Origin of the sequence: Streptomyces changanensis (assembly GCF_024600715.1) — a bacterium.
In the GTDB taxonomy this organism is placed as follows: Bacteria; Actinomycetota; Actinomycetes; order Streptomycetales; family Streptomycetaceae; genus Streptomyces; species Streptomyces changanensis.
This window is the reverse complement of record NZ_CP102332.1, coordinates 972,994-999,476: the sequence shown is the minus strand read 5'-3', so window position 1 is coordinate 999,476 and position 26,483 is coordinate 972,994. Positions and strand designations below refer to the sequence as shown.

The window sequence follows — 26,483 nt, the reverse complement described above, 5'->3', positions numbered from 1 at the left end:
GTTCCGCGCGATGCGGTGGCGTTCGAACAGTCGCCGCACGACGTAGAGGCGGACGTCCCGGAAGCCTCACGGCTGTTTGGGGATCGATGACTGAGTATGGCCGGAATCCCGGCTCACAGCCCTGGCACCCCGAGGACCCCCTGTACGGGGACCAGGGCTGGGGCGGTCAGCAGGCCGGAGGCGCCCACTACCAGCAGCAGCCGCAGTACGGCGGCCACCAGGACCCGTACCAGCAGGGATACGGCGGGCAGGGCCACGACGAGGCGGGCCGCCCGTACGACACGGGCGCCGCAGCCGGCGACCAGTACGGCGCCGGCACCCACGACCAGCAGTACGGATCCGGCCACGCCCAGCCGTACGACACCGGCGCCCACGCGCAGCAGCAGTACGACCCCGGGACACCCGGCGGACAGCAGTACGACCCCGGCACCCACAGCGGACAGCAGTACGGCGGCGGCTGGGACACCGGCACCGGACAGCAGGCCGCCATGCCCTACGGCCCCCCGCCCCCCGCCGATCCCTACGGCGGGCAGGGCGCCGACCCGTACAGCACCCCCGAGGCGTACCCGCCGCCGCAGCCCCCGGGCCAGCGCCGCGCCGAGCCGCAGACCCATGACGCGCACCCCGACCAGGGGGCGGACGACGGGACCGGCGAGCGGCGGGACGGCGCTCCGCGCCGCGGCTTCTTCGACGGCCCCGACGACGACGACCGCCGGGACGAGGGTCACGGCGGTGGCGACGGGCCCGACGGCCGGGACGACGGCTATGACGACGACGGCTACGACGAGGAGCCGGCGGAGAGCCGCCGCGCCGCGCGCGAGAGCCGCGGCCGGACCAAGAAGCGCAAGAGCCGCAACGGCGTGGCCTGCCTGTTCGTCGCGCTCGTCCTCGCGGGCGGCCTCGGCGGCGTGGGCTACTTCGGCTACCAGTTCTGGCAGGACCGCTTCGGCCCCTCGCCCGACTACACCGGCACCGGCACCGGCGAGGCGGTCACCATCGAGGTGCCCAAGGACGCCGTGGGCGCGGAGATCGGCGGCATCCTGCTGAAGGCGGGCGTCGTCAAGAGCGTCGACGCGTTCGTCACCGCGCAGGAGAAGAACCCCAAGGGCCTCTCGATCCAGCCGGGCTTCTACACCCTGCAGAAGGGCATGTCCGCCGCGTCCGCCGTGGAGGCCATGCTCAGCCCCAAGAGCCGCAACGTCCTGATCATCCCCGAGGGCCGGCGCAACGTCTGGGTGTACGAGCAGATCGACAAGCGCCTGGAGCTCGCGCCCGGCACGACGAAGAAGGTCGCCCTGGAGAAGGCCGGCACCCTCGGCCTGCCCGCGTGGGCGACCGGCCACCCGAACGTCAAGGACCCCCTGGAGGGCTTCCTCTTCCCCGCGGACTACCCGGTCGCCAAGGGCAACAAGCCCGAGGACGTCCTCAAGCGGATGGTCACCCGCGCCAACAGCGAGTACAACAAGGTCGACCTGGCCGCCAAGGCGAAGGGCCTCGGGCTCAAGAGCCCGTGGGAGCTCGTCACGGTGGCGAGCCTCGTCCAGGCGGAGGGCAAGACCGAGGACGACTTCCGCAAGATGAGCGAGGTCGTCTACAACCGGCTCAAGCCCGACAACACCGAGACCAACCAGAAGCTCCAGTTCGACTCGGCCTTCAACTACCTGAGGGGCCAGAGCAAGATCGAGATCAGCGAGTCCGAGATCAACAGCAACCCGGACCCGTACAACACGTACTACCACCGGGGCCTCACGCCCGGTCCGATCGGCAACCCCGGCGCAGAGGCGCTGGCGGCGGCGCTCGAACCGACCTCGGACGGCTGGATGTACTTCGTCGCGACCGACGGCATGAACAAGACGGAGTTCGCGAGGACGCACGACGACTTCCTCAAGCTGAAGGACAAGTTCAATGACAACCAGGGGGGCTGACGGGGACCGGGCCGACGGGGACCGGGCCGCGCGGGAGCCGGTCGGCGGGGGGCGTAGGGCGGCGGTCCTGGGCTCGCCCATCGCCCACTCGCTCTCCCCGGTCCTGCACCGGGCGGCCTACGCCGAGCTCGGCCTGACGGGCTGGACGTACGGCCGGTTCGAGGTCGACGAGGCGGCACTGCCCGGCTTCTTCCAGGGGCTCGACGCCTCCTGGGCCGGCCTGTCCCTCACCATGCCGCTCAAGCGCGCGGTCATCCCGCTGCTCGACGCGGTCAGCGACACCGCCCGCTCGGTGGAGGCCGTCAACACCGTCGTCGTCACCGGCGAAGGGCGCCGCGTCGGCGACAACACCGACATCCCCGGCATGATCGCCGCCCTGAAGGAGCGGGGCGTGGAGAAGGTCGAGGAGGCCGCCGTGCTCGGCGCGGGGGCCACCGCCTCCTCCGCCCTCGCCGCCCTGGCGCGCGTCTGCTCCGGACCCGTCACCGCCTACGTGCGCAGCGCGGCCCGCGCCGAGGAGATGCGCGGCTGGGGCGAGCGGCTCGGCGTGGACGTGCGCACGGCCGACTGGGCGGAGGCGGCCCGCGCCCTCACCGCCCCCCTCGTCGTCGCGACCACCCCGGCCGGCACCACCGACGCCCTCGCCCCGCACGTGCCGGAGCGGCCGGGCACCCTCTTCGACGTGCTGTACGACCCGTGGCCCACGCCGCTCGCGGCCGCCTGGTCCGCGCGGGGCGGCCGGGTGGTGGGGGGACTCGACCTCCTCGTCCACCAGGCGGTCCTCCAGGTCGAGCAGATGACCGGACGCGCCCCGGCCCCGCTGCGCGCCATGCGGGAGGCGGGGGAGCGGGCCCTGCGCGCCGCCGCGGAGTGACGCCCTCCGCGCCGCCGGGCGGCCGCGCCCCCGCGGCGCCGCGTCGGTCGCGCTGTCCGGAACCTGGGACGGCGGCCTGACGGGCGGGCGGACATGGGAGGATCGGGGGTGGAGGCGCGGGCCGCGTACCGGCCGAGCCGTCCGCAGATCCGGCCCGAGAGAAGGAGCACCGTTGAGCAGGTTGCGCTGGCTTACGGCGGGGGAGTCGCACGGCCCCGCGCTGGTGGCGACGCTGGAGGGTCTTCCCGCCGGTGTCCCGATCACCACGGAGATGGTGGCGGACCACCTGGCCCGGCGCCGCCTGGGCTATGGACGCGGCGCGCGGATGAAGTTCGAGCGCGACGAGGTCACGTTCCTCGGCGGCGTCCGCCACGGCCTGACCATGGGCTCGCCGGTCGCGGTCATGGTGGGCAACACCGAGTGGCCGAAGTGGGAGAAGGTGATGTCCGCCGACCCCGTCGACCCGCAGGAGCTCGCCGAGATGGCGCGCAACGCGCCACTGACCCGCCCGCGCCCCGGTCACGCCGACCTCGCCGGCATGCAGAAGTACGGCTTCGACGAGGCACGGCCGGTGCTGGAGCGCGCCAGCGCCCGCGAGACGGCCGCGCGCGTCGCGCTCGGCGCGGTGGCCCGGTCGTACCTGAAGGAGACCGCCGGCATCGAGATCGTCTCGCACGTCGTCGAGCTGGCGGCCGCCAAGGCACCCTACGGCGTCTACCCGACCCCCGCGGACGTGGCGAAGCTGGACGCCGATCCGGTGCGCTGCCTCGACGCCGACGCGTCGAAGGCGATGGTCGCCGAGATCGACCAGGCCCACAAGGACGGCGACACCCTCGGCGGCGTCGTCGAGGTGCTCGCGTACGACGTGCCCGTCGGCCTCGGCTCGCACGTCCACTGGGACCGGCGGCTCGACGCCCGCCTCGCGGCCGCCCTCATGGGCATCCAGGCGATCAAGGGCGTCGAGGTCGGCGACGGCTTCGGCCTGGCGCGCGTGCCGGGGTCCCAGGCCCACGACGAGATCGTCACCACCGACGAGGGCCTCCGCCGCACCTCGGGCCGCGCCGGCGGCACCGAGGGCGGGCTGACCACCGGCGAGCTGCTGCGCGTACGGGCCGCCATGAAGCCGATCGCGACCGTGCCGCGCGCGCTGCGCACCGTCGACGTCGTCACCGGCGAGCCGGCCCAGGCGCACCACCAGCGCTCCGATGTCTGCGCGGTCCCGGCGGCCGGCATCGTCGCCGAGGCGATGGTCGCCCTCGTCCTCGCCGACGCGGTCGCGGAGAAGTTCGGCGGCGACAGCGTCACCGAGACCCGCCGCAACGTCCGCTCCTACCTCGACAACCTCCACATCCGGTGAGCACCGGCCCGCTGATCGTCCTGGTGGGCCCGATGGGCTCCGGCAAGTCCACCGTGGGCGCCCTCCTCGCGGAGCGCCTGGGCGTGGCCTACCGGGACACCGACGCCGACATCGTCGCCGCCGAGGGCCGGGAGGTGTCCGACATCTTCGTCGAGGACGGCGAGCCGCGCTTCCGCGAGCTGGAGCGCGCGGCCGTCCGTGCCGCCGTCGCCGAGCACACGGGCGTCCTCGCCCTCGGCGGCGGCGCCGTCCTCGACGACGGGACTCGCGCCCTGCTCACCGGGCTGCCCGTGGTCTACCTGTCGATGGACGTCGAGGAGGCCGTCCGGCGGGTCGGCCTCGGCGCCGCCCGGCCGCTCCTCGCGATCAACCCGCGCCGTCAGTGGCGCGAGCTGATGGAGGCGCGCCGCCACCTGTACACCGAAGTCGCGCGCGTCGTCGTCGCCACCGACGAGCGCACCCCCGAAGAGGTCGCCGAGGCGGTCCTCGACGCACTGGAGCTGAAGGACGAATGACGGACCAGGCAGTCACCCGCATCCACGTCGGCGGAAGCGCCGGCTCGGAGCCGTACGACGTGCTGGTCGGACGGCAGCTCCTCGGCGAGCTGGCCGGACTGATCGGCCCCCGGGCCAGGCGCGTCGCCGTGATCCACCCGGAGGCGCTCGCCGGGACCGGCGAGGCGCTGCGCGCCGACCTCGCCGACCAAGGGTACGAGGCCGTCGCCATCCAGGTGCCGAACGCGGAGGAGGCGAAGACCGTCGAGGTCGCCGCCTACTGCTGGAAGGCGCTGGGCCAGACCGGCTTCACCCGTACCGACGTGATCGTCGGCGTGGGTGGCGGCGCCACCACCGACCTGGCCGGGTTCGTCGCGGCGACGTGGCTGCGCGGGGTGCGCTGGATCGCGGTGCCGACGACCGTCCTGGCCATGGTCGACGCGGCCGTCGGCGGCAAGACCGGCATCAACACCGCCGAGGGGAAGAACCTCGTCGGCGCCTTCCACCCGCCGGCCGGCGTCCTGTGCGACCTCGCCGCGCTCGACTCACTGCCGGTCCACGACTACGTCAGCGGCCTCGCCGAGGTCATCAAGGCCGGCTTCATCGCCGACCCGGTGATCCTCGACCTGGTCGAGGAGGATCCGGCCGCCGCCCGCACGCCCGCCGGGCCGCACACGGCCGAGCTGATCGTGCGCTCCATCAGGGTCAAGGCGGACGTCGTCTCCTCCGACCTCAAGGAGTCGGGCCTGCGCGAGATCCTCAACTACGGCCACACCCTCGCCCACGCGATCGAGAAGAACGAGCGCTACAAGTGGCGGCACGGCGCGGCCGTCTCCGTCGGCATGGTGTTCGCCGCCGAGCTGGGCAGGCTCGCCGGCCGGCTCGACGACGCGACCGCGGACCGGCACCGCTCGGTGCTGGAGTCGGTCGGCCTGCCCCTGACCTACCGCGGCGACCAGTGGCCCAAGCTGCTGGAGACCATGAAGGTCGACAAGAAGTCCCGCGGCGACCTGCTGCGCTTCATCGTCCTCGACGGCCTCGCCAAGCCGACCGTCCTGGAGGGCCCGGACCCGGCGGTGCTGCTCGCCGCGTACGGGGAGGTGTCGGCGTGAGGGACCGCACGGCGGCGGACGCCCGCACGGTGTACGTCCTCAACGGCCCCAACCTCGGCCGGCTCGGCTCCCGTGAACCCGACGTGTACGGCGCCACCTCCTACGCCGGTCTCGTGGCGAGCTGCCAGGAGCTCGGCAAGGAGCTCGGCTTCGACGTGGAGGTGCGCGAGACGAACGACGAGGGCGAGCTCGTGCGCTGGCTGCACGAGGCGGCCGACCGCTCGGTTCCGGTCGTTCTGAACCCCGGCGCCTTCACGCACTACTCGTACGCGATGCGGGACGCGGCGGCGCAGCGGACGGCCCCGCTGATCGAGGTGCACATCTCCAACCCGTACGCCCGCGAGGAGTTCCGCCACACGTCCGTCGTCGCGGCGGTCGCCACGGGGACGGTCGCCGGCTTCGGCATCGGCTCGTACCGGCTCGCGCTGCACGCACTGGCCGACGAGTTGACGGACTGACGATCAGCCGGAACCCTCCCGGGCCGTTCACCGTCTGACGGCGCGGGAGGGTACGGTTCGATGGCGGGCGCCCCGAACGGCCGCCCGATCAGCGTCAGTCGTACGAGACGGAGTGGCACCGGATGCAGCACGCAGTGGGGGCTCCGCTGCCGCCGCCCCACCAGCCGGGGCACGCGGCGGCCGGGTGGGCCCAGCAGGGACACCACCCGGGCCCGCCGCCCCCGCCCCCGGCCCGACCCCCCGCGCCGCACGCGCACACCCCGCAGGACCCGCACGCCCAGGGCCGGCAGGGCCCGCCCGCGCACGGCCAGCACGCCCCGCACGGTCCGCAGGCCCCGCACGCCCCGCACGGCCACGTGCCGCAGGCGCCGCCCCCGCCCCAGCAGCAGCCCGGACAGGCGCCCGGCGGCTGGACGTCCCCGCACCCCGCGCCCCACGCGGCACCCGCGCCGCCCCCGCCCGACACGACGGGCCACCTCCGGCTCCCGGCGGGCGCGCCGGTCACGGCCCCGGTCCCCGAGCCGGGCACCGGCCCCACCGCCGGCACGGGCACCGCCACCCTCGCGGTCCTCCTCATCGGCCCGGCGGGCGCCGGCAAGACCACCGTCGCGCGGTACTGGGCGCAGCACCGCCGCGTCCCCACGGCCCACATCAGCCTCGACGACGTGCGCGAGTGGGTGTGTGCCGGGTTCGCCGACCCCCAGTCGGGGTGGAACGACCAGTCGGAGGCCCAGTACCGCCTGGCCCGCCGCACCTGCGGCTTCGCCGCGCGGAACTTCCTCGCCAACGGCATCTCCTGCATCCTCGACGACGCCGTCTTCCCCGACCGCCCGGTCGTCGGACTCGGCGGCTGGAAGCGCCACGTCGGCCCCGGCCTGCTGCCCGTGGTGCTCCTCCCCGGTCTGGAGATCGTCCTGGAGCGCAACGCCGAGCGCTCCGGCAACCGCCGGCTCTCCGACGAGGAGGTCGCCGGCATCCACGGCCGCATGGCCGGCTGGCACGCCTCCGGCCTGCCCATCATCGACAACTCCCACTACGACGTCGAGACCACGGCCCGGGCCCTCGACGACGTCCTCGCCCGTTCCCTGGCCAGCCCGCCGAGCTGGTGAGCGAGGGGGGCCGGTCCCGATCGGCCCCCTCCGTACTGCCGGGTCTCGCCCGCGCTCGTAGGCTCGGGTCATGTCCCAGGTGTTTGCGGACCGCCGCGGGCGGCTGCGCGGCCGGTGCGCGGCGGCCGGATCCGCGGCGGCGCTGGTCTCCCGCCCCGCCAACGTCCGCTACCTCGCGGGCGGCTCGCCGCCCGGCTCCGTCCTGCTGATCGGCGCGGAGGACGACGTACTGCTGTCTCCCCGCGCGCCGGGCGACGATCCCACCGAGGGGCGCGTCGACGAGGGGCTGCGGCAGGTCGTGCTGCCGTCCGCCGGTGGTGACCCGGCCGTCGCCGCGGCCGACCTGGCCCAGCGGAGCGGTGCCGACGGGCTCGCCGTGGAGGAGCACCACCTGAGCGTCGCCCGCTACCGGGCGCTCGGCTCCGCCGCCCCGCAGCTGCGCCTCGGGGACCTCGGCAACGCCGTCGAACAGGAACGCGTCGTCAAGGACGACGACGAGATCACCTGTCTGCGCATCGCCGCCGAGATCACCGACCAGGCCCTCGGCGAGCTCCTGGAGTCGATCCTGGTCGGCCGCACCGAACGCCACCTGGCCCTGGAGCTGGAGCGGCGTCTCGTCGACCACGGCGCCGACGGCCCCGCCTTCCCCACCTCCGTCGCCACCGGCCCCCACTCGGGACGCGGTGGCCACCGCCCCACGGACCGCCGTGTCGAGGAGGGCGACTTCCTCTCCGTCTGCCTCGGCGCGGACTACCGCGGGTACCGCTGCGAAATCGGCCGGACGTTCGTCATCGGCACGGCCCCCGCCGACTGGCAGGTCGAGCTGTACGACCTCGTCTTCGCCGCCCAGCGCGCCGCGCGGGAGGCGCTCGCCCCGGGCACCGCCTACCGCGACGTGGACCGGGCGGCCCGCCAACTCCTCGACGCGGCGGGCCACGGAGCCTCCCTCGCACCGAGCCTCGGCCACGGTGTCGGCCTCGAAATCCAGGAGGACCCGCAGTTGTCCCCCTCGGCCATGGGTAAACTGGACGCTTGCGTGCCGGTCACCGTCGAACCAGGGGTTCACCTCCCGGGACGGGGCGGGGTCCGGATCGATGACACGCTCGTCGTGCGCCAGGAGGCGGACGGCGGACCCGAGCTACTCACCATCACGACCAAGGAGCTGCTCGCGCTGTAGCGCGTGACGCACCACGCCTCGGTCGTCCACCAGCGTCAGTCCAGGAGATTCCGCAACCGTGGCTTCCACGAACGACCTCAAGAACGGCATGGTGCTCAAGCTCGACAACGACCAGCTCTGGTCCGTGGTCGAGTTCCAGCACGTCAAGCCCGGCAAGGGCCCGGCCTTCGTGCGCACCAAGCTCAAGAACGTGCTGTCCGGCAAGATCGTCGACAAGACGTTCAACGCCGGTGTGAAGGTCGAGACGGCCACCGTCGACCGCCGCGACATGCAGTTCTCGTACATGGACGGCGAGTACTTCGTCTTCATGGACATGCAGACGTACGACCAGCTGCACGTCTCCCGGGCCGCCGTCGGCGACGCCGCGAACTTCCTGGTCGAGGGCTTCACCGCCACCGTCGCCACGCACGAGGGCGAGGTGCTGTACGTCGAGCTCCCCGCCGCCGTCGAGCTGACCATCCAGGAGACCGAGCCGGGCGTCCAGGGCGACCGCTCCACCGGTGGCACCAAGCCCGCCACCCTGGAGACCGGCCACCAGATCCAGGTCCCGCTCTTCATCACCACCGGTGAGAAGATCAAGGTCGACACCCGTACGAGCGACTACCTCGGCCGGGTGAACAGCTAACCGTGGCCGCCCGCAACAAGGCCCGCAAGCGCGCCTTCCAGATCCTCTTCGAGGCCGACCAGCGCGGGGTGCCCGTGCAGGAGGTCCTCGCGGACTGGATCCGGCACGCCCGGTCCGACGAACGGCAGCCGCCGGTCAACGAGTACACGATGGAGCTCGTCGAGGGGTACTCCCAGTACGCCCGCCGTATCGACGACCTCATCTCCACCTACTCGGTGGGCTGGACTCTCGACCGGATGCCGGTCGTCGATCGGAACATCCTGCGCCTCGGCGCGTACGAGCTGGTCTGGGTCGACGCCACGCCGGACGCGGTGGCCATCGACGAGGCCGTCCAGCTCGCCAAGGAGTTCTCCACGGACGACTCCCCGTCCTTCGTCAACGGCCTGCTGGGCCGCTTCAAGGACCTGAAGCCGGGGCTCCGCCGAGCCTGACCACGCCTCGAAGGGCCCGCAGCACTCCCGCTGCGGGCCCTTCGGCATCCCGCCATGCCTCCGCTGAGGCCCACTGGAACAGCCACAGCCACAGCCACAGCCACAGCCACAGCCACAGCCCCGGCAGCCGGTGCTGGGGCTCTGGGGGCTGCCCGCCGCGTCCGGGAGCGCGGTCGCCGCGGGGCGCCGCGAGCGCCCCGCACGGCGAAACGCCGGGCGGGGCCGCGCGTCCCGCCGGCGCCGCGCGCCGCGCCGGCACCGCGCGCCCCGCGGTGCCTGCCTGATCGGGTGCTCCGCGCGGGGGAGGGGCCGGCCAGCGCTGCGCAGCCGGTGCTCCGGCAGTGGCGCCGGGAACGCGGCCCCTGGCGGACGCAGCGCGCGGTCGGGCCGTCCGCGCGAGCGAAGGCCGGACGAGTCGTGCGGCCCGTGCTGCCGGTTCGGGCGCTGGGCAGCGCGGTCGCGGTGGTGGCGGGGAGTTGGTGGGCGTGTGTTCCGCGCGGTGGGGCGTGCGGCTCGTACTCCGGCCCGGCGCGGGTGGTGCGGGCAGGGGGGTGCCGGGGAACTCGAAGGTGTGCATCCGCGGGGGGCGGGGCGTGCGGCTCGTGCTGCCGGTTCGGCGCCGGGGGTGCGGGCAGAGGGGTGCCGGGAGTTCGCGGGTGTGCATCCGCGGGGGGCGGGGCGTGCGGCTCGTGCTGCCGGTTCGGCGCTGGGCAGTGTGGTCGCGGGGTGGTGGGGGGTTCGTGGATGTGTGCGTCCGTGCGGAGGCGGGGCCGCGCAGCCCGTGCTGCCGCGCGGGTGGCGGGGGGCTAGTGCGTGTGCGTCCGCGTGGTGGCGGGCCGCGCAGCCTGTGCTCTGCCTGCTGCGGCGCGGGGACCCAGGGGCGCCGGGGGCGCGGTCGCCCGGGCGGTCGGGGGTGGCGCCGAGTTCGTGGGCAGGCGTTCCGCAGGGCGGAACGGGTGGGCACGAACGGTCCGCGGCCTTGCCCGGCCGCCGTAGCGGGCTGTCCGCCGCTCGTGGCGGGAAGGGCCTGGGCCGGGGCCGTCGGTGCGGCGTCCCGTACGGGCGCAGGTCGGGCACGGGGCCGGGCCGGGGCCCGGGCCGGGCCGTCGGTCCCCCCCCGGCCCCGCCCCCGCCGAACGCCCGCCAGGCAGGGCGCGCATCTCCGCAGGGCCCGCGCCGGTACCCACCGCGCGACCGCGACGCACCGCCCGGCGCCGCGGCAGCGGGACGGCACCGCCTCACCGCTCGACCCCCGGCCGCCCCGCAGCCGGCCGTATGACGCGTGGAGGGTGGTCCCGCAAAGGGACCACCCTCCGGCGGCAACGTTTCTGCTCGGGCGGCGAGTGCCGACGCCCGCGCCTCAGCTCTCCTCGTGCGCGACCGCACGGCGCGCGTCCGCGTCCAGCACGCCCCAGCTGATCAGCTGCTCGGTGAGGACCGACGGGGACTGGTCGTAGATGACCGCGAGCGTCCGCAGGTCGTCCTGGCGGATCGACAGCACCTTGCCGTTGTAGTCGCCGCGCTGCGACTGGATCGTCGCGGCGTAGCGCTGCAGCGGGCCCGCCTTCTCCTGCGGGACGTGCGCCAGGCGCTCCAGGTCCAGGACGAGCTTCGGCGGCGGCTCGGCGGCACCGCCGGGCGTGGTGCCCGGCAGCAGCTCCTGCACCGGGACCCCGTAGAAGTCAGCCAGCTCGGCGAGGCGCTGCACGGTCACGGCGCGGTCGCCGCGCTCGTACGAACCGACCACGACGGCCTTCCAGCGCCCCTGCGACTTCTCCTCCACGCCGTGGAGGGAGAGGCCCTGCTGGGTGCGGATGGCACGGAGCTTGGCCCCGAGCTGTTTTGCGTATTCGCTGGACATATAGCTCCCTGGACACTGTTACAACGTGCGGCGCCGCCGCGTGGCTGGTAACTCACTGTGAGGTTACGCAGCGTTACTGGGGTGCGTCAAGCCGGGTGGTCCGTCCCGACGCCCTCCTCACTCCTGGTACCGTGGCTGACGCAATTCCGACGTCCTTTAAGGTCCGTCCCGTGAGGCGGAGAAGGAGGTCCGTTCCGTATGGACGCCATCCAGCAGTCCGATGCCCGACCCGTACTCGAGGGTCCGGACATCGCGCGGGTCCTGACCCGCATCGCCCACGAGATCGTCGAGCGCGCCAAGGGCGCCGACGACGTCGTCCTCCTCGGCATCCCGACGCGGGGGGTCTTCCTCGCCCGGCGCCTCGCCGAGAAGCTCCGGCAGATCACCGGCCGCACGGCCCCCGTCGGCTCCCTCGACATCACCATGCACCGGGACGACCTGCGCCTGCGCCCCGCCCGGACGCTGGCCCCCACCGAGATCCCCGACGAGGGCGTCGACGGCCGGCTGGTCGTCCTCGTCGACGACGTGCTCTTCTCCGGCCGCACCATCCGCGCCGCCCTCGACGCCCTCGGTGACATCGGCCGCCCCCGCGCCGTGCAGCTGGCCGTCCTGGTCGACCGCGGCCACCGGGAGCTGCCCATCCGCGCCGACTACGTCGGGAAGAACCTCCCGACGTCGCTGCGCGAGACGGTCAAGGTCCAGCTCACCGAGGAGGACGGCCGCGACGCCGTGCTGCTCGGCGTGCGCGAGCCCGGCCCCGAGCCCGCCCCGACCGGCGAGAACTAGCCAAACGCGCGCCCAGCGCGTCCGCGCCACCCCGTACGCCCCTCCACGCGCCCCGTGCGCGCGGCACGGCGGACCGGGCACGCGGAGCCGCGCCGCCCGCCACCGGCAAGCCCGCAGCAGGCCTGCGGAGCCGCGGCAAGCGGCGGCCCGCGAGCCGCGAGCCCGCAGGCACGCACCCCCCGCCGGCGGCCGCGCCCGAGCCCACCCCTGCCCGGTCACGCCCACGGACCCGACCTCCCCACCCCCGGAGCCCCACCCCCCGATGAAGCGCCACCTCATCTCGGCCGCCGACCTCACCCGCGACGACGCCGTCCTCATCCTCGACACCGCCGAGGAGATGGCCCGGCTCGCCGACCGTCCGATCAAGAAGCTGCCCACCCTGCGCGGCCGGACGATATGCAACCTCTTCTTCGAGGACTCGACCCGCACCCGCATCTCCTTCGAGGCCGCCGAGAAGCGCCTCTCCGCCGACGTCATCAACTTCACGGCCAAGGGCTCCAGCGTCTCCAAGGGCGAGTCCCTCAAGGACACCGCCCAGACCCTCGCCGCCATCGGCGTCGACGCGGTCGTCATACGCCACCACGCCTCCGGCGCCCCCTACCGGCTCGCCACCAGCGGCTGGATCGACGCCCCGGTGATCAACGCCGGTGACGGCACCCACCAGCACCCCACCCAGGCGCTGCTGGACGCCTTCACCCTGCGCCGCCGCCTGGTCGGCCGCGGCTCCGCGACCGGCCGCCCGACCGGTGACGACACCGCCCGCGGGTGCGCCGGCCGGGACCTGTCCGGCCGGCGCGTCACCATCGTCGGCGACGTCCTGCACAGCCGGGTCGCCCGCTCCAACGTGGACCTGCTGCACACCCTCGGCGCCGAGGTCACCCTCGTCGCCCCACCCACGCTCGTCCCCGTCGGCGTCGAGGACTGGCCCTGCGAGGTCACCTACGACCTCGACGGCGCCCTCTCCGCGTGCGACGCCGTGATGATGCTGCGCGTCCAGCGCGAGCGCATGAACGCCGCGTTCTTCCCCACCGAGCGGGAGTACGCGCGCCGCTACGGCCTCGACGCCCCGCGCATGGCCAAGCTCCCCGACCACGCCGTCGTCATGCACCCCGGCCCCATGGTCCGCGGCATGGAGATCACCGCCGAGGTCGCCGACTCGCCCCGCTGCACCGTCGTCGAACAGGTCGCCAACGGCGTCTTCGTCCGCATGGCCGTTCTCTACCTGCTGCTGGGCGGCAGCGAACCCGCCCTCACCCAGCCGTCGTCCCGTACCGAGGAGAAGTAACCCAGCATGAGCAAGACCCTGATCCGTGGTGCGAAGGTCCTCGGCGGCCGGGCCCAGGACGTCCTCGTCGACGGCGAGACCATCGCCGCCGTCGGCACCGGCCTGGACGCCGAGGGCGCCACCGTCGTCGAGGCTGAGGGGCGCGTCCTGCTGCCCGGCCTGGTCGACCTCCACACCCACCTGCGCGAGCCGGGCCGCGAGGACTCCGAGACGGTCCTCACCGGCACCCGCGCCGCCGCCTCCGGCGGCTACACGTCCGTATTCGCCATGGCCAACACGTCACCCGTCGCCGACACCGCCGGCGTGGTCGAGCAGGTCCACCGGCTCGGCCGGGAACACGGCTACTGCGACGTGCAGCCCATCGGCGCCGTCACCGTCGGCCTGGAGGGCAAGCGGCTCGCCGAGCTCGGCGCCATGCACGAGTCCGCCGCCGGCGTCACCGTCTTCTCCGACGACGGCAAGTGCGTCGACGACGCCGTGATCATGCGCCGCGCCCTGGAGTACGTGAAGGCCTTCGGCGGCGTCATCGCCCAGCACGCCCAGGAGCCCCGCCTCACCGAGGGCGCCCAGATGAACGAGGGCGCCGTCTCCGCCGAGCTGGGCCTCGGCGGCTGGCCGGCCGTCGCCGAGGAGTCGATCATCGCCCGCGACGTCCTCCTCGCCGAGCACGTCGGCTCCCGCGTCCACATCTGCCACCTGTCGACCGCCGGGTCCGTCGAGATCGTCCGCTGGGCCAAGTCCCGCGGCATCGACGTCACCGCCGAGGTCACCCCGCACCACCTGCTCCTCACCGACGAGCTGGTCCGCACGTACGACCCGGTGTACAAGGTCAACCCGCCGCTGCGCACCGAGCGCGACGTCATGGCCCTGCGCGAGGCGCTCGCCGACGGCACGATCGACATCGTCGCCACCGACCACGCCCCCCACCCGCACGAGGACAAGGACTGCGAGTGGGCCGCCGCCGCCATGGGCATGGTCGGCCTGGAGACCGCGCTCTCCGTCGTGCAGCACACGATGGTCGACACCGGCCTCCTCGACTGGGCGGGCGTCGCCGACCGCATGTCGCACGCGCCCGCGCGGATCGGCCGCGCCACCGGCCACGGACGCCCCGTCTCGGTTGGTGAGCCCGCCAACCTGACGCTCGTCGATCCGGCATACCGTGGAGCCGTGGACCCCGCGGGCTTCGCCTCCCGCAGCCGCAACACCCCCTACGAGGGCCGCGAGCTGCCGGGTCGCGTCACCCACACCTTCCTGCGGGGCCGGGCAACGCTCATGGACGGGAAGCTCGCGTGACACCTCTGATCCCCCTCGCCGCCGAGCCTCAGTCGGCGGAAGTGACCGACTGGGCCGCCCGCCTCGGCTGGGTCGGCGTACTGCTGCTCTTCATCGCCCTCGTCTACTGGCTCATGCGCCAGGGCTGGACCTGGCGCGCCCGCCTCCAGGCGGACGTGCCGGAGCTCCCCATCGCGCCGGACGAGCCCGGCGCGGTGAGACTGGAGATGAACGGGCGCTACCACGGGTCCACGACGGCCGGGCAGTGGCTCGACCGGATCGTGGCCCACGGCCTCGGCACCCGCAGCCGCGCCGAGCTGACGCTCACCGACGCCGGCCTGGTGGTGTCCCGCCCCGGCGCGCGTGACTTCTTCGTCCCCGCCGACAAGCTCCGCGGAGCACGGCTCGACAAGGGCATCGCCGGCAAGGTCCTCGCCGAGGGCGGCCTGCTGGTCGTCACCTGGCAGCACGGCGACATCCTGATCGACTCCGGCTTCCGGTCCGACCGGGCCGCCGAGCACACCGCCTGGGTCGAGGCCATCGACTCCATCACCACCGAGAACACCACGACGGAAGGCGCCGCACGATGACGACCTCCACCCGGGGAACCAGGGTTCCCGCCGTACTCGTCCTGGAGGACGGCCGCGTCTTCCGCGGCCGCGCCTACGGGGCCGTGGGGGAGACCTTCGGCGAGGCCGTCTTCTCCACCGGCATGACCGGCTACCAGGAGACCCTGACCGACCCCTCGTACCACCGCCAGGTCGTCGTCATGACCGCCCCGCACGTCGGGAACACGGGCGTCAACGACGAGGACGCCGAGTCCGCCCGCATCTGGGTCGCCGGTTACGTCGTCCGCGACCCCGCCCGCACCCCCTCCAACTGGCGCTCCACCCGCACCCTCGACGAGGAGCTGGAGCGCCAGGGGGTCGTCGGCATCAGCGGAGTCGACACCCGCGCCCTCACCCGCCACCTGCGCGAGCGCGGCGCGATGCGCGTCGGCATCTTCTCCGGCGGAGCCGTCGCCGACGACGCGGCCCTCCTCGCGAAGGTCCAGGCCGCCCCGCAGATGAAGGGCGCCGACCTCTCCGCCGAGGTCGCCACCAAGGAGCCCTACGTCGTCCCCGCGATCGGCGAGAAGCGCTTCACCGTCGCCGCCGTCGACCTCGGCATCAAGGGCATGACCCCGCAGCGGATGGCCGAGCGCGGCATCGAGGTGCACGTGCTGCCCGCCACCGCCACCGTCGACGACGTCTACGCCGTCAACCCGGACGGCGTCTTCTTCTCCAACGGCCCCGGCGACCCCGCCACCGCCGACGGACCCGTCTCCGTGATGCGGGCCGTGCTGGAGCGCCGGACGCCCCTGTTCGGCATCTGCTTCGGCAACCAGATCCTCGGGCGCGCCCTCGGCTTCGGCACCTACAAGCTGAAGTACGGCCACCGCGGCATCAACCAGCCCGTGCAGGACCGCACGACCGGCAAGGTCGAAGTCACCGCGCACAACCACGGCTTCGCCGTCGACGCACCGCTCGACACGGTGTCCGACACCCCCTACGGCCGCGCCGAGGTCTCCCACGTCTGCCTCAACGACAACGTGGTGGAGGGCCTCCAGCTGCTCGACCAGCCGGCCTTCAGCGTCCAGTACCACCCCGAAGCGGCGGCCGGCCCGCACGACGCCGCCTACCTCTTCGACCGCTTCGTTTCCCTGATGGAGGGCGAGCGTGCCTAAGCGCACCGATATCCAGTCCGTCCTGGTCATCGGCTCCGGCCCGATCGTCATCGGTCAGGCCGCCGAGTTCGACTACTCCGGCACCCAGGCGTGCCGCATCCTCAAGGCCGAGGGCCTGCGGGTCATCCTCGTCAACTCCAACCCGGCGACGATCATGACCGACCCGGAGATCGCCGACGCCACGTACGTCGAGCCGATCACCCCCGAGTTCGTCGAGAAGATCATCGCCAAGGAGCGCCCCGACGCCCTCCTGCCCACCCTCGGCGGCCAGACCGCGCTGAACACCGCCATCTCCATGCACGAGCAGGGTGTGCTGGAGAAGTACGGCGTCGAGCTGATCGGCGCCAACGTCGAGGCCATCAACAAGGGCGAGGACCGCGACCTCTTCAAGGGCGTCGTGGAGGAGGTCCGCAAGAAGATCGGCCACGGCGAGTCCGCCCGGTCCGTCATCTGCCACTCCATGGACGACGTCCTCAAGGGCGTGGAGACCCTCGGCGGCTACCCGGTCGTCGTCCGCCCGTCCTTCACCATGGGCGGCGCCGGCTCCGGCTTCGCCCACGACGAGGAGGAACTGCGCCGCATCGCCGGCCAGGGCCTGACGCTCTCCCCGACCACCGAGGTGCTCCTGGAGGAGTCCATCCTCGGCTGGAAGGAGTACGAGCTGGAGCTGATGCGCGACAAGGCCGACAACGTCGTGGTCGTCTGCTCCATCGAGAACTTCGACCCCATGGGCGTGCACACCGGTGACTCGATCACCGTCGCCCCGGCGATGACGCTCACCGACCGCGAGTACCAGCGGCTGCGCGACATCGGCATCGCGATCATCCGTGAGGTCGGCGTCGACACCGGCGGCTGCAACATCCAGTTCGCGGTCAACCCCGCCGACGGCCGGATCATCGTCATCGAGATGAACCCGCGCGTCTCGCGCTCCTCCGCGCTCGCCTCGAAGGCCACCGGCTTCCCGATCGCCAAGATCGCCGCCAAGCTGGCCGTCGGCTACACGCTGGACGAGATCCCCAACGACATCACCGAGAAGACCCCGGCCTCCTTCGAGCCGACGCTCGACTACGTGGTGGTCAAGGCCCCGCGCTTCGCCTTCGAGAAGTTCCCGTCCGCCGACTCCACCCTCACCACGACCATGAAGTCGGTCGGCGAGGCCATGGCCATCGGGCGGAACTTCACCGAGGCCCTCCAGAAGGCCCTGCGCTCCCTGGAGAAGAAGGGCAGCCAGTTCACCTTCGTCGGCGAGCCCGGCGACAAGGCGGACCTGCTGAACGAGGCGGTCCGCCCCACCGACGGCCGCATCAACGCCGTCATGCAGGCCATCCGCGCCGGCGCCGACCGCGACGAGGTCTTCGACGCCACGAAGATCGACCCGTGGTTCGTCGACCAGCTCTTCCTCATCAAGAAGATCGCCGACGAGCTGGCCGCCGCCGACCGGCTGCAGCCCGAGCTGCTCGCCGAGGCCAAGCGCCACGGCTTCTCCGACCAGCAGATCGCCGAGATCCGCGGCCTGCGGGAGGACGTCGTCCGCGAGGTGCGCCACGCCCTCGGCGTCCGCCCGGTCTACAAGACGGTCGACACCTGCGCCGCCGAGTTCGCCGCGAAGACGCCGTACTTCTACTCCTCCTACGACGAGGAGAGCGAGGTCGCCCCGCGCGAGAAGCCCGCGGTGATCATCCTGGGCTCCGGCCCGAACCGCATCGGCCAGGGCATCGAGTTCGACTACTCCTGCGTCCACGCCTCCTTCGCGCTGAGCGAGGCGGGCTACGAGACCGTGATGGTCAACTGCAACCCGGAGACGGTCTCGACCGACTACGACACCTCCGACCGCCTGTACTTCGAGCCGCTCACGCTCGAGGACGTGCTGGAGATCGTCCACGCCGAGTCCCTCGCCGGCCCGATCGCCGGCGTCGTCGTCCAGCTCGGCGGTCAGACCCCGCTGGGCCTCGCCCAGGCGCTCAAGGACAACGGCGTGCCCGTCGTCGGCACCTCCCCGGAGGCGATCCACGCCGCCGAGGACCGCGGCGCCTTCGGCCGCGTCCTCGCCGAGGCCGGGCTGCCCGCCCCCAAGCACGGCACCGCGACCACCTTCGCCGGCGCGAAGGCCATCGCCGACGAGATCGGCTACCCCGTCCTCGTCCGCCCCTCGTACGTCCTGGGCGGCCGCGGCATGGAGATCGTCTACGACGAGGCGCGCCTGGAGGCGTACATCGCCGAGTCCACCGAGATCTCCCCGACCCGCCCGGTCCTCGTCGACCGGTTCCTCGACGACGCCATCGAGATCGACGTCGACGCCCTCTACGACGGCCACGAGCTCTACCTCGGCGGCGTCATGGAGCACATCGAGGAGGCCGGCATCCACTCCGGCGACTCGGCCTGCGCCCTGCCCCCGATCACGCTCGGCGGCTTCGACATCAAGCGCCTGCGCGCCTCCACCGAGGCCATCGCGAAGGGCGTCGGCGTCCGCGGCCTGATCAACATCCAGTTCGCGATGGCCGGCGACATCCTCTACGTCCTGGAGGCCAACCCGCGCGCCTCCCGGACGGTCCCCTTCACCTCCAAGGCGACCGCCGTGCCGCTGGCGAAGGCCGCCGCCCGCATCTCGCTGGGCGCCACCGTCGCCGAGCTGCGCGCAGAGGGCCTGCTGCCGAGGAACGGCGACGGCGGCACGCTCCCGCTGGACGCGCCGATCTCCGTCAAGGAGGCCGTCATGCCGTGGTCGCGGTTCCGCGACATCCACGGCCGCGGCGTCGACACCGTCCTCGGCCCGGAGATGCGCTCCACCGGCGAGGTCATGGGCATCGACTCCGTCTTCGGGACCGCGTACGCCAAGTCGCAGGCCGGCGCGTACGGCCCGCTGCCCACCAAGGGCCGCGCGTTCATCTCGGTCGCCAACCGCGACAAGCGCTCGATGATCTTCCCGGCGCGCGAGCTCGTCGCGCACGGCTTCGAGCTGCTCGCCACGTCCGGCACGGCCGAGGTCCTCAAGCGCAACGGCATCAACGCCACCGCCGTGCGCAAGCTCAGCGAGGGCGAGGGCCCGAACGGCGAGAAGACCATCGTCCAGCTGATCCACGACGGCCAGGTCGACCTCATCGTCAACACCCCGTACGGCACCGGCGGCCGCCTCGACGGCTACGAGATCCGTACCGCGGCCGTCTCCCGCGGCGTCCCCTGCCTGACCACGGTCCAGGCGCTCGCCGCGGCCGTCCAGGGCATCGACGCCCTCAACCACGGCGGCGTCGGCGTCCGCTCGCTCCAGGAACACGCGCAGCACCTGATCGCGGCCCGCGACTGACAGCCCGAACGAGGGGGACACCGGAAACGGTGTCCCCCTCCTCATGAGGACACCACCACCATGTACAAGCTCTTCTTCCGGCTGTTCTTCACGCGGATGGACCCCGAGCGGGCCCACCACCTCGCCTTCCGCTGGATCCGCCTCGCCGCCCGCGTCCCCGTCCTGCGCACCTTCCTCGCCGCCGTGCTCGCGCCGCGGTACGAGGAGCTGCGCACGGAGGCGTTCGGCCTGCGGATGCACGGCCCGTTCGGCCTCGCCGCCGGCTTCGACAAGAACGCCGTCGCCATCGACGGCATGGCGATGCTCGGCTTCGACCACGTCGAGATCGGCACGGTCACCGGCGAGCCTCAGCCCGGCAACCCCGGGAAGCGCCTCTTCCGCCTCGTACCGGACCGCGCCCTGATCAACCGCATGGGCTTCAACAACGACGGCTCGGCCGCCGTCGCCGAGCGCCTGGACGCCCGCGAGCCGGTCTTCCGGACCGTCGTCGGCGTCAACATCGGCAAGACGAAGGTCGTCCCCGAGGCGGAGGCCGCCGCCGACTACGTGAAGTCGGCCGAGCGCCTCGCCCGCCACGCCGACTACCTGGTCGTCAACGTCTCCTCACCGAACACCCCGGGCCTGCGCAACCTCCAGGCCACGGAGTCCCTGCGCCCCCTGCTGACGGCCGTCCGCGAGGCCGCGGACCGCACCGTCACCGACCGGCGCGTCCCCCTCCTCGTCAAGATCGCCCCCGACCTGGCCGACGAGGACGTCGACGCCGTCGCCGACCTCGCCGTCGAACTGGGCCTGGACGGCATCATCGCCACCAACACCACCATCTCCCGCGAGCGCCTGAGCTCCCCGGCGCACCTCACCGGCGAGACCGGCGGCCTGTCCGGCGCCCCGCTCAAGCAACGCTCCCTGGAGGTCCTGCGCCGCCTCTACGCGCGTGTCGGCGACCGCATCACGCTCGTCGGCGTCGGCGGCATCGAGAACGCCGAGGACGCCTGGCAGCGCATCCTCGCCGGCGCCACGCTCGTCCAGGGCTACAGCGCCTTCGTCTACGAGGGCCCCTTCTACGCCCGCGCCCTCCACAAGGGCCTGGCGGCCCGGCTCCAGGCCTCCCCGTACGCGACCCTCGCCGACGCGGTCGGCGCGGACACCCGAAAGGCGGTCCAGTGACAGCGACCCCCGTCCCCTTCGGCGCCCGGCTGCGGGAGGCCATGGACACTCGCGGTCCGCTCTGCGTCGGCATCGACCCGCACGCGTCCCTGCTCTCCGCCTGGGGTCTGAAGGACGACGTGGACGGGCTGGAGACCTTCACCCGCACCGTCGTCGACGCCCTCGCCGGCACCGTCGCCGTCTTCAAGCCCCAGAGCGCCTTCTTCGAGCGGTTCGGCTCGCGCGGCGTCGCGGTGCTGGAGCGCGCGGTCGCCGACCTGCGCGGCGCCGGGGCGCTCGTGGTCATGGACGCCAAGCGCGGGGACATCGGCTCCACCATGGCCGCCTACGCCGAGACGTACCTGCGCCCGGACGCGCCGCTCTTCTCGGACGCGCTCACGGTCTCCCCGTTCCTCGGGTACGGCTCGCTGGAGCCGGCCGTGCGGCTGGCGCGCGAGAACGGCGCCGGGCTGTTCGTCCTCGCCCTGACCTCCAACCCCGAGGGCGCCGAGGTGCAGCGGGCGGTCCGCGGCGACGGGCGGACCGTCGCCGCGACCATGCTGGCGCACCTGGCCGAGGAGAACGCCGGACAGACGCCCCTGGGGTCCTTCGGCGCGGTCGTCGGTGCCACCCTCGGCGACCTGTCCTCCTTCGACCTGGACGTCAACGGCCCGCTCCTGGCCCCGGGTATCGGTGCCCAGGGCGCCACCCCCGCGGACCTGCCGGCCGTCTTCGGCGCCGCGGTGCGCAACGTCGTCCCGAACGTCAGCCGCGGCGTCCTGCGCCACGGCCCGGACGCCGCCGCCCTGCGCGACGCGGCGCGGCGGTACGCCGACGAGGTCCGGGCGGCCGTCGCCTCCTGACCCGCCCGCCCCTACCGGGCCCCCGCACCACGGGCCCGGGGCGACCGGCCCGCGGGCCGACGCGCCCCGGCCGGCGCGTCGGCCGCCGGTGCCGGCCGATCCGTCGACCACCCCGGCCGGCTCCGTCGAACACCACCGGCCGGGTCCGTCGGCCCCACCGGCCGGGTCCGTCGGTCACCAGCCGCCCGGTATGTCGGCCACCACCGGCCGGTCCGGCCACCACCGCCGGCCCGGTCCGTCGGTGCTCACCACGCGGCGGCGTCACCGGCCAGTACCGGCCGATCCCTCGGCTGCCACCGGCCGGTTCCCGTCGGTCCCCGGCGGTCCCGGACCGCACTGTGACGCACCTCACTGCGGCCCGTCGTACCGCCGCGCACCTGGGGCGCTGCCCCCGTGTGACGCCCCCGGGACGGGCGGTGACGAGTGTTGACGGATTCATACCCCAAACCTGTGCGTTATGTCCCGTTTGTCGGGCAAGCTCGATGCTGACCAGGACTTTTCCGCTGTTCTCGCTGACTCAGACCCTCATGGCCGCTAGTCTCCGACGAGAGTCAGCGTTCGCAGCGGTCACTGCGTTGCTCGTTGCTCCCTTGGTGTGGGCCGACTAGGTTCCTCACCGGTCCGTATCCGACAGTTCGACATCCGAGGTGACGTAGGCGTGGCTCTTCCGCCCCTTACCCCTGAACAGCGCGCAGCCGCGCTCGAAAAGGCCGCCGCGGCTCGCCGGGAGCGGGCCGAGGTCAAGAATCGACTCAAGCACTCCGGTGCCTCGCTCCACGAGGTCATCAAGCAGGGCCAGGAGAACGATGTCATCGGCAAGATGAAGGTCTCCGCCCTGCTGGAGTCCCTGCCGGGCGTGGGCAAGGTCCGCGCCAAGCAGATCATGGAGCGGCTCGGCATCTCCGAGAGCCGCCGCGTGCGCGGGCTCGGTTCCAACCAGATCGCCTCCCTGGAGCGCGAGTTCGGCGGCTCCGGCGCCTGACGGCCGGTACCGGCGTCCTGGGCGCTCCCGGAAGCTGGAATAATCGCCCCATGGCTGCAACATCCCGGGGGACGACCCCCGAGCCCCCGGACGTACGTCCGCGGCTGACCGTGCTCTCCGGCCCCTCCGGGGTCGGCAAGAGCACGGTCGTCGCCCATATGCGCAAGGTCCACCCGCAGGTCTGGCTCTCGGTGTCGGCCACGACCCGCCAGCCGCGCCCCGGTGAGCAGGACGGCGTCCAGTACCACTTCGTCTCGGACGACGAGTTCGACAAGCTGGTCGCCAACGGCGAGCTGCTGGAGTGGGCCGAGTTCGCGGGCAACCGCTACGGCACGCCGCGCCGCGCGGTCCAGGAGCGTCTGGAGTCCGGCGAGCCGGTCCTGCTGGAGATCGACCTCCAGGGCGCGCGGCTGGTCCGCGAGTCCATGCCCGAGGCCCAGCTGGTCTTCCTCGCCCCGCCGAGCTGGGACGAGCTGGTCAGGCGACTGACCGGCCGGGGCACGGAGTCGCCGGAGGTCATCGAGCGGCGCCTCGGAGCGGCCAAGATCGAACTGGCCGCGGAGTCCGAGTTCGACGTCACCCTCGTCAACACCTCCGTCGAGGACGTGGCGCGTGAGCTGCTAGCCTTGATGGACGTTGTCTGATTCTTGTCCACTTTTTCGGAAGGTAGAGCGTGTCCTCTTCCATCACCGCGCCCGAGGGCATCATCAACCCGCCGATCGACGAGCTGCTCGAGGCCACTGACTCGAAGTACAGCCTCGTGATCTACGCGGCCAAGCGCGCGCGGCAGATCAACGCGTACTACTCGCAGCTCGGTGAGGGCCTGCTGGAGTACGTCGGGCCCCTGGTGGACACGCACGTCCACGAGAAGCCCCTCTCGATCGCCCTGCGGGAGATCAACGCGGGCCTGCTGACCTCCGAGGCCGTAGAGGGCCCGGCGCAGTAAGCGCTCCTACATGACATCACCAGGCCCGGCGGCACGACCGCCGGGCCTGAGGTGTGTCCCGGCAGTCGTCAGAACCTCAGAGCGGGAGGCGCAGTGTCCGAGTCCAAGCCCCAGGTCGTCCTCGGCGTCAGCGGCGGCATCGCCGCCTACAAGGCGTGCGAGCTGCTGCGCCGGCTGACCGAGTCGGGCCACGACGTCCGGGTCGTCCCGACGGCGTCCGCCCTGCACTTCGTCGGCGCGGCGACCTGGTCCGCGCTCTCCGGCAACCCGGTGTCGGCCGAGGTCTGGGACGACGTCCACGAGGTCCCACACGTACGCATCGGGCAGACCGCCGACCTCGTCGTCGTCGCCCCCGCCACCGCCGACACGCTGGCCAAGGCGGCCCACGGCCTCGCCGGGGACCTCCTCACCAACACGCTCCTCACCGCCCGCTGCCCGGTCGTGTTCGCCCCGGCCATGCACACCGAGATGTGGGAGCACCCGGCCACCCAGGAGAACGTCGCCACGCTGCGGCGCCGCGGCGCCGTCGTCATCGAGCCCGCCGTCGGCCGCCTCACTGGTGTCGACACGGGCAAGGGGCGTCTCCCCGACCCCGGAGAGATCTTCGAGGTGTGCCGCCGCGTCCTCGCCCGCGGCGTCACCGCGCCCGACCTCGCCGGCCGGCACGTCGTCGTCAGCGCCGGCGGCACGCGCGAGCCGCTGGACCCCGTCCGGTTCCTCGGCAACCGCTCCTCCGGCAAGCAGGGCTACGCCCTCGCCCGCACCGCCGCCGCCCGGGGTGCCCGCGTCACCCTCGTCGCCGCCAACACCGGCCTGCCCGACCCGGCCGGCGTGGACGTCGTCCCGGTCGGCACGGCCGTGCAGCTGCGCGAGGCTGTACTGAAGGCCGCCGCCGACGCGGACGCCGTCGTCATGGCCGCCGCCGTGGCCGACTTCCGCCCCGCCGCGTACGCCGAGGGGAAGATCAAGAAGCGGGAGGGGAAGGAGCCCGAACCCGTCGCCCTCGTCCGCAACCCCGACGTCCTCGCGGAGCTCTCCGCCGACCGCGCCCGCCCCGGCCAGGTCGTCGTCGGCTTCGCCGCCGAGACCGACGACGTGCTCGCCAACGGCCGTGACAAGCTCCGCCGCAAGGGCTGCGACCTGCTCGTCGTCAACGAGGTGGGGGAGCGCAGGACCTTCGGCTCGGAGGAGAACGAGGCCGTCGTCCTCGGCGCCGACGGCAGCGAGACCCCGGTGCCGCACGGCCCGAAGGAGGCCCTCGCGGACACCGTGTGGGACCTGGTCGTTCCCCGCCTCGCCTGAGGGCGCCCGACCGTGATTCCCCTCACAGCCCCCGGCGCCCGCGAGCAGGGCGAACTCCCGCGTTCGGACGGGTGATCTTGCCGGTGCCGGTGCGGCCGATGTGGCCAATCAGGCTCCCGTTGTGCGAGACACCTGGTCCAATGCCCGAGAGTGCCCGATAAACTGTTCCCGGAACGACGCGGGGCGCAGCCCCCTGCCGGTCCGCCAACGATCAGCCAGCAGCCGCTGCAAACCCAGGGAGCGTTGTGTCCCGTCGTCTGTTCACCTCGGAGTCCGTGACCGAAGGTCACCCCGACAAGATCGCTGACCAGATCAGCGACACCATCCTCGACGCACTGCTGCGGGAGGACCCCACCTCCCGCGTCGCCGTGGAGACGCTGATCACCACCGGCCTCGTGCACGTGGCCGGCGAGGTGACGACCAAGGCGTACGCCGACATCCCCACGCTGGTGCGCAACAAGATCCTGGAGATCGGCTACGACTCCTCGAAGAAGGGCTTCGACGGCGCGTCCTGCGGCGTCTCGGTCTCGATCGGCGCCCAGTCCCCGGACATCGCGCAGGGTGTGGACACGGCGTACGAGAAGCGCGTCGAGGGCGATGAGGACGAGCTCGACAAGCAGGGCGCCGGCGACCAGGGACTGATGTTCGGCTACGCCTCGGACGAGACGCCCGAGCTGATGCCGCTGCCGATCCACATCGCGCACCGGCTGTCCAAGCGGCTGACCGAGGTCCGCAAGAACGGCACCATCCCCTACCTGCGCCCCGACGGCAAGACCCAGGTCACCATCGAGTACGACGGCGACAAGGCCGTCCGTCTCGACACGGTCGTCGTCTCCTCGCAGCACGCCTCGGACATCGACCTGGAGTCGCTGCTCGCGCCCGACATCCGCGAGTTCGTCGTCGAGCACGTGCTGAAGCAGCTCCTGGACGACGGCATCAAGCTGGAGACCGAGGGCTACCGCCTCCTGGTGAACCCGACCGGCCGCTTCGAGATCGGCGGCCCCATGGGCGACGCCGGCCTCACCGGACGCAAGATCATCATCGACACGTACGGCGGCATGGCCCGGCACGGCGGCGGCGCCTTCTCCGGCAAGGACCCGTCCAAGGTCGACCGCTCGGCCGCGTACGCCATGCGCTGGGTCGCCAAGAACGTCGTCGCGGCCGGCCTGGCCGCCCGCTGCGAGGTCCAGGTCGCCTACGCGATCGGCAAGGCCGAGCCCGTCGGCCTCTTCGTCGAGACCTTCGGCACCGCCAAGGTCGACGTGGAGCGCATCGAGAACGCCATCGCCGAGGTCTTCGACCTCCGCCCGGCCGCGATCATCCGCGACCTCGACCTGCTCCGCCCGATCTACTCCCAGACCGCCGCGTACGGCCACTTCGGCCGCGAGCTCCCCGACTTCACCTGGGAGCGCACGGACCGCGTCGACGCCCTCCGCCAGGCCGCGGGGCTGTAA

The 26,483-nt window shown here is 73.0% G+C and carries 24 protein-coding genes; 23 read left to right on the top strand and 1 reads right to left on the bottom strand.

All coding sequences use genetic code 11. The features are described 5' to 3' along the window. Nucleotides 1-86 precede the first annotated feature (86 nt). The 10 genes from mltG to nusB all read left to right on the top strand — a co-directional run bounded on the left by mltG (nucleotide 87) and on the right by nusB (nucleotide 9,562). Complete coding sequence (gene mltG / locus NRO40_RS04300) at nucleotides 87-1,925, top strand: endolytic transglycosylase MltG (protein ID WP_058941099.1); 1,839 nt, start codon at nucleotides 87-89, stop codon at nucleotides 1,923-1,925. Continuing rightward, entirely contained in the window at nucleotides 1,906-2,799 is an 894-nt protein-coding gene (locus NRO40_RS04295) for a shikimate dehydrogenase (protein ID WP_079046877.1), read from the top strand. Before mltG ends, NRO40_RS04295 begins: the two co-directional genes overlap by 20 nt. A 172-nt stretch (nucleotides 2,800-2,971) precedes the next feature. Further along, a complete protein-coding gene (gene aroC / locus NRO40_RS04290) occupies nucleotides 2,972-4,156 on the top strand; it encodes a chorismate synthase (RefSeq protein WP_058941098.1) in 1,185 nt (394 codons plus the stop codon). Further along, nucleotides 4,153-4,671: a shikimate kinase gene (locus tag NRO40_RS04285; protein WP_058941097.1), complete on the top strand. Its 519-nt coding sequence runs from the start codon at nucleotides 4,153-4,155 to the stop codon at nucleotides 4,669-4,671. The genes aroC and NRO40_RS04285 overlap by 4 nt, the downstream gene beginning before the upstream one ends. After that, nucleotides 4,668-5,762 carry a 3-dehydroquinate synthase gene (gene aroB, locus NRO40_RS04280; RefSeq protein WP_058941096.1) on the top strand — a complete coding sequence of 365 codons (1,095 nt, stop codon included), beginning with the start codon at nucleotides 4,668-4,670 and terminating at the stop codon, nucleotides 5,760-5,762. Before NRO40_RS04285 ends, aroB begins: the two co-directional genes overlap by 4 nt. Next, complete coding sequence (aroQ, locus tag NRO40_RS04275) at nucleotides 5,759-6,220, top strand: type II 3-dehydroquinate dehydratase (protein WP_058941095.1); 462 nt, start codon at nucleotides 5,759-5,761, stop codon at nucleotides 6,218-6,220. Before aroB ends, aroQ begins: the two co-directional genes overlap by 4 nt. Nucleotides 6,221-6,342: 122 nt before the next feature. Beyond that, on the top strand, nucleotides 6,343-7,329 hold the full coding sequence (locus NRO40_RS04270) for an AAA family ATPase (protein ID WP_058941094.1): 987 nt from the start codon (nucleotides 6,343-6,345) through the stop codon (nucleotides 7,327-7,329). Nucleotides 7,330-7,399: 70 nt separating this feature from the next. Beyond that, the gene (locus tag NRO40_RS04265) at nucleotides 7,400-8,506 is read left to right on the top strand and encodes a M24 family metallopeptidase (RefSeq protein ID WP_058941093.1); all 1,107 of its coding nucleotides are present in this window, start codon (nucleotides 7,400-7,402) and stop codon (nucleotides 8,504-8,506) included. A 58-nt stretch (nucleotides 8,507-8,564) separates the two neighbouring features. After that, nucleotides 8,565-9,131, top strand: a complete 567-nt coding sequence (gene efp, locus NRO40_RS04260) for an elongation factor P (RefSeq protein WP_058941092.1) — start codon at nucleotides 8,565-8,567, stop codon at nucleotides 9,129-9,131. A gap of 2 nt (nucleotides 9,132-9,133) precedes the next feature. Then, on the top strand, nucleotides 9,134-9,562 hold the full coding sequence (nusB, locus tag NRO40_RS04255; protein ID WP_058941091.1) for a transcription antitermination factor NusB: 429 nt from the start codon (nucleotides 9,134-9,136) through the stop codon (nucleotides 9,560-9,562). A 1,360-nt stretch (nucleotides 9,563-10,922) separates the two neighbouring features. On the opposite strand, the gene bldD is transcribed toward nusB, so the two are convergent. Then, a complete protein-coding gene (bldD, locus tag NRO40_RS04250; protein WP_005319862.1) occupies nucleotides 10,923-11,423 on the bottom strand; it encodes a transcriptional regulator BldD in 501 nt (166 codons plus the stop codon). Between the two features lie 198 nt (nucleotides 11,424-11,621). Between bldD and pyrR the strand changes: the two genes are divergently transcribed. From pyrR to metK, 13 genes are all read left to right on the top strand, one after another. Further along, complete coding sequence (gene pyrR / locus NRO40_RS04245) at nucleotides 11,622-12,209, top strand: bifunctional pyr operon transcriptional regulator/uracil phosphoribosyltransferase PyrR (RefSeq protein WP_058941090.1); 588 nt, start codon at nucleotides 11,622-11,624, stop codon at nucleotides 12,207-12,209. A gap of 262 nt (nucleotides 12,210-12,471) precedes the next feature. Next, a complete protein-coding gene (locus tag NRO40_RS04240) occupies nucleotides 12,472-13,494 on the top strand; it encodes an aspartate carbamoyltransferase catalytic subunit (RefSeq protein WP_058941089.1) in 1,023 nt (340 codons plus the stop codon). Between the two features lie 6 nt (nucleotides 13,495-13,500). Then, a complete protein-coding gene (locus NRO40_RS04235) occupies nucleotides 13,501-14,787 on the top strand; it encodes a dihydroorotase (RefSeq protein WP_058941088.1) in 1,287 nt (428 codons plus the stop codon). Next, nucleotides 14,784-15,356: a PH-like domain-containing protein gene (locus tag NRO40_RS04230; RefSeq protein WP_058941087.1), complete on the top strand. Its 573-nt coding sequence runs from the start codon at nucleotides 14,784-14,786 to the stop codon at nucleotides 15,354-15,356. The genes NRO40_RS04235 and NRO40_RS04230 overlap by 4 nt, the downstream gene beginning before the upstream one ends. Continuing rightward, the gene (carA, locus tag NRO40_RS04225; RefSeq protein WP_058941086.1) at nucleotides 15,353-16,492 is read left to right on the top strand and encodes a glutamine-hydrolyzing carbamoyl-phosphate synthase small subunit; all 1,140 of its coding nucleotides are present in this window, start codon (nucleotides 15,353-15,355) and stop codon (nucleotides 16,490-16,492) included. Before NRO40_RS04230 ends, carA begins: the two co-directional genes overlap by 4 nt. Then, entirely contained in the window at nucleotides 16,485-19,793 is a 3,309-nt protein-coding gene (gene carB, locus NRO40_RS04220) for a carbamoyl-phosphate synthase large subunit (RefSeq protein ID WP_058941085.1), read from the top strand. Before carA ends, carB begins: the two co-directional genes overlap by 8 nt. A 60-nt stretch (nucleotides 19,794-19,853) precedes the next feature. Beyond that, nucleotides 19,854-20,957, top strand: a complete 1,104-nt coding sequence (locus NRO40_RS04215; RefSeq protein WP_058941084.1) for a quinone-dependent dihydroorotate dehydrogenase — start codon at nucleotides 19,854-19,856, stop codon at nucleotides 20,955-20,957. Then, nucleotides 20,954-21,799: an orotidine-5'-phosphate decarboxylase gene (gene pyrF / locus NRO40_RS04210; protein ID WP_079046876.1), complete on the top strand. Its 846-nt coding sequence runs from the start codon at nucleotides 20,954-20,956 to the stop codon at nucleotides 21,797-21,799. Before NRO40_RS04215 ends, pyrF begins: the two co-directional genes overlap by 4 nt. Nucleotides 21,800-22,457: 658 nt before the next feature. After that, on the top strand, nucleotides 22,458-22,781 hold the full coding sequence (locus tag NRO40_RS04205; protein WP_016638838.1) for an integration host factor: 324 nt from the start codon (nucleotides 22,458-22,460) through the stop codon (nucleotides 22,779-22,781). A gap of 50 nt (nucleotides 22,782-22,831) precedes the next feature. Then, entirely contained in the window at nucleotides 22,832-23,425 is a 594-nt protein-coding gene (gene gmk / locus NRO40_RS04200; protein ID WP_058941083.1) for a guanylate kinase, read from the top strand. A gap of 29 nt (nucleotides 23,426-23,454) precedes the next feature. Then, nucleotides 23,455-23,727 carry a DNA-directed RNA polymerase subunit omega gene (gene rpoZ, locus NRO40_RS04195; RefSeq protein ID WP_003982715.1) on the top strand — a complete coding sequence of 91 codons (273 nt, stop codon included), beginning with the start codon at nucleotides 23,455-23,457 and terminating at the stop codon, nucleotides 23,725-23,727. Between the two features lie 93 nt (nucleotides 23,728-23,820). Then, the gene (gene coaBC, locus NRO40_RS04190) at nucleotides 23,821-25,029 is read left to right on the top strand and encodes a bifunctional phosphopantothenoylcysteine decarboxylase/phosphopantothenate--cysteine ligase CoaBC (RefSeq protein WP_107115028.1); all 1,209 of its coding nucleotides are present in this window, start codon (nucleotides 23,821-23,823) and stop codon (nucleotides 25,027-25,029) included. A 245-nt stretch (nucleotides 25,030-25,274) separates the two neighbouring features. Next, nucleotides 25,275-26,483: a methionine adenosyltransferase gene (gene metK, locus NRO40_RS04185; RefSeq protein WP_058941081.1), complete on the top strand. Its 1,209-nt coding sequence runs from the start codon at nucleotides 25,275-25,277 to the stop codon at nucleotides 26,481-26,483.

What these genes read in the sequence shown, in the direction of transcription:
- mltG (WP_058941099.1), top strand. Translation starts at nt 87, where the DNA reads ATGACTGAGTATGGCCGGAATCCCGGCTCACAGCCCTGGCACCCCGAG.
- NRO40_RS04295 (WP_079046877.1), top strand. Translation starts at nt 1,906, where the DNA reads ATGACAACCAGGGGGGCTGACGGGGACCGGGCCGACGGGGACCGGGCC.
- aroB (WP_058941096.1), top strand. Translation starts at nt 4,668, where the DNA reads ATGACGGACCAGGCAGTCACCCGCATCCACGTCGGCGGAAGCGCCGGC.
- NRO40_RS04270 (WP_058941094.1), top strand. Translation starts at nt 6,343, where the DNA reads ATGCAGCACGCAGTGGGGGCTCCGCTGCCGCCGCCCCACCAGCCGGGG.
- NRO40_RS04265 (WP_058941093.1), top strand. Translation starts at nt 7,400, where the DNA reads ATGTCCCAGGTGTTTGCGGACCGCCGCGGGCGGCTGCGCGGCCGGTGC.
- bldD (WP_005319862.1), bottom strand. Translation starts at nt 11,423, where the DNA reads ATGTCCAGCGAATACGCAAAACAGCTCGGGGCCAAGCTCCGTGCCATC.
- pyrR (WP_058941090.1), top strand. Translation starts at nt 11,622, where the DNA reads ATGGACGCCATCCAGCAGTCCGATGCCCGACCCGTACTCGAGGGTCCG.
- NRO40_RS04240 (WP_058941089.1), top strand. Translation starts at nt 12,472, where the DNA reads ATGAAGCGCCACCTCATCTCGGCCGCCGACCTCACCCGCGACGACGCC.
- NRO40_RS04235 (WP_058941088.1), top strand. Translation starts at nt 13,501, where the DNA reads ATGAGCAAGACCCTGATCCGTGGTGCGAAGGTCCTCGGCGGCCGGGCC.
- carA (WP_058941086.1), top strand. Translation starts at nt 15,353, where the DNA reads ATGACGACCTCCACCCGGGGAACCAGGGTTCCCGCCGTACTCGTCCTG.
- NRO40_RS04215 (WP_058941084.1), top strand. Translation starts at nt 19,854, where the DNA reads ATGTACAAGCTCTTCTTCCGGCTGTTCTTCACGCGGATGGACCCCGAG.
- gmk (WP_058941083.1), top strand. Translation starts at nt 22,832, where the DNA reads ATGGCTGCAACATCCCGGGGGACGACCCCCGAGCCCCCGGACGTACGT.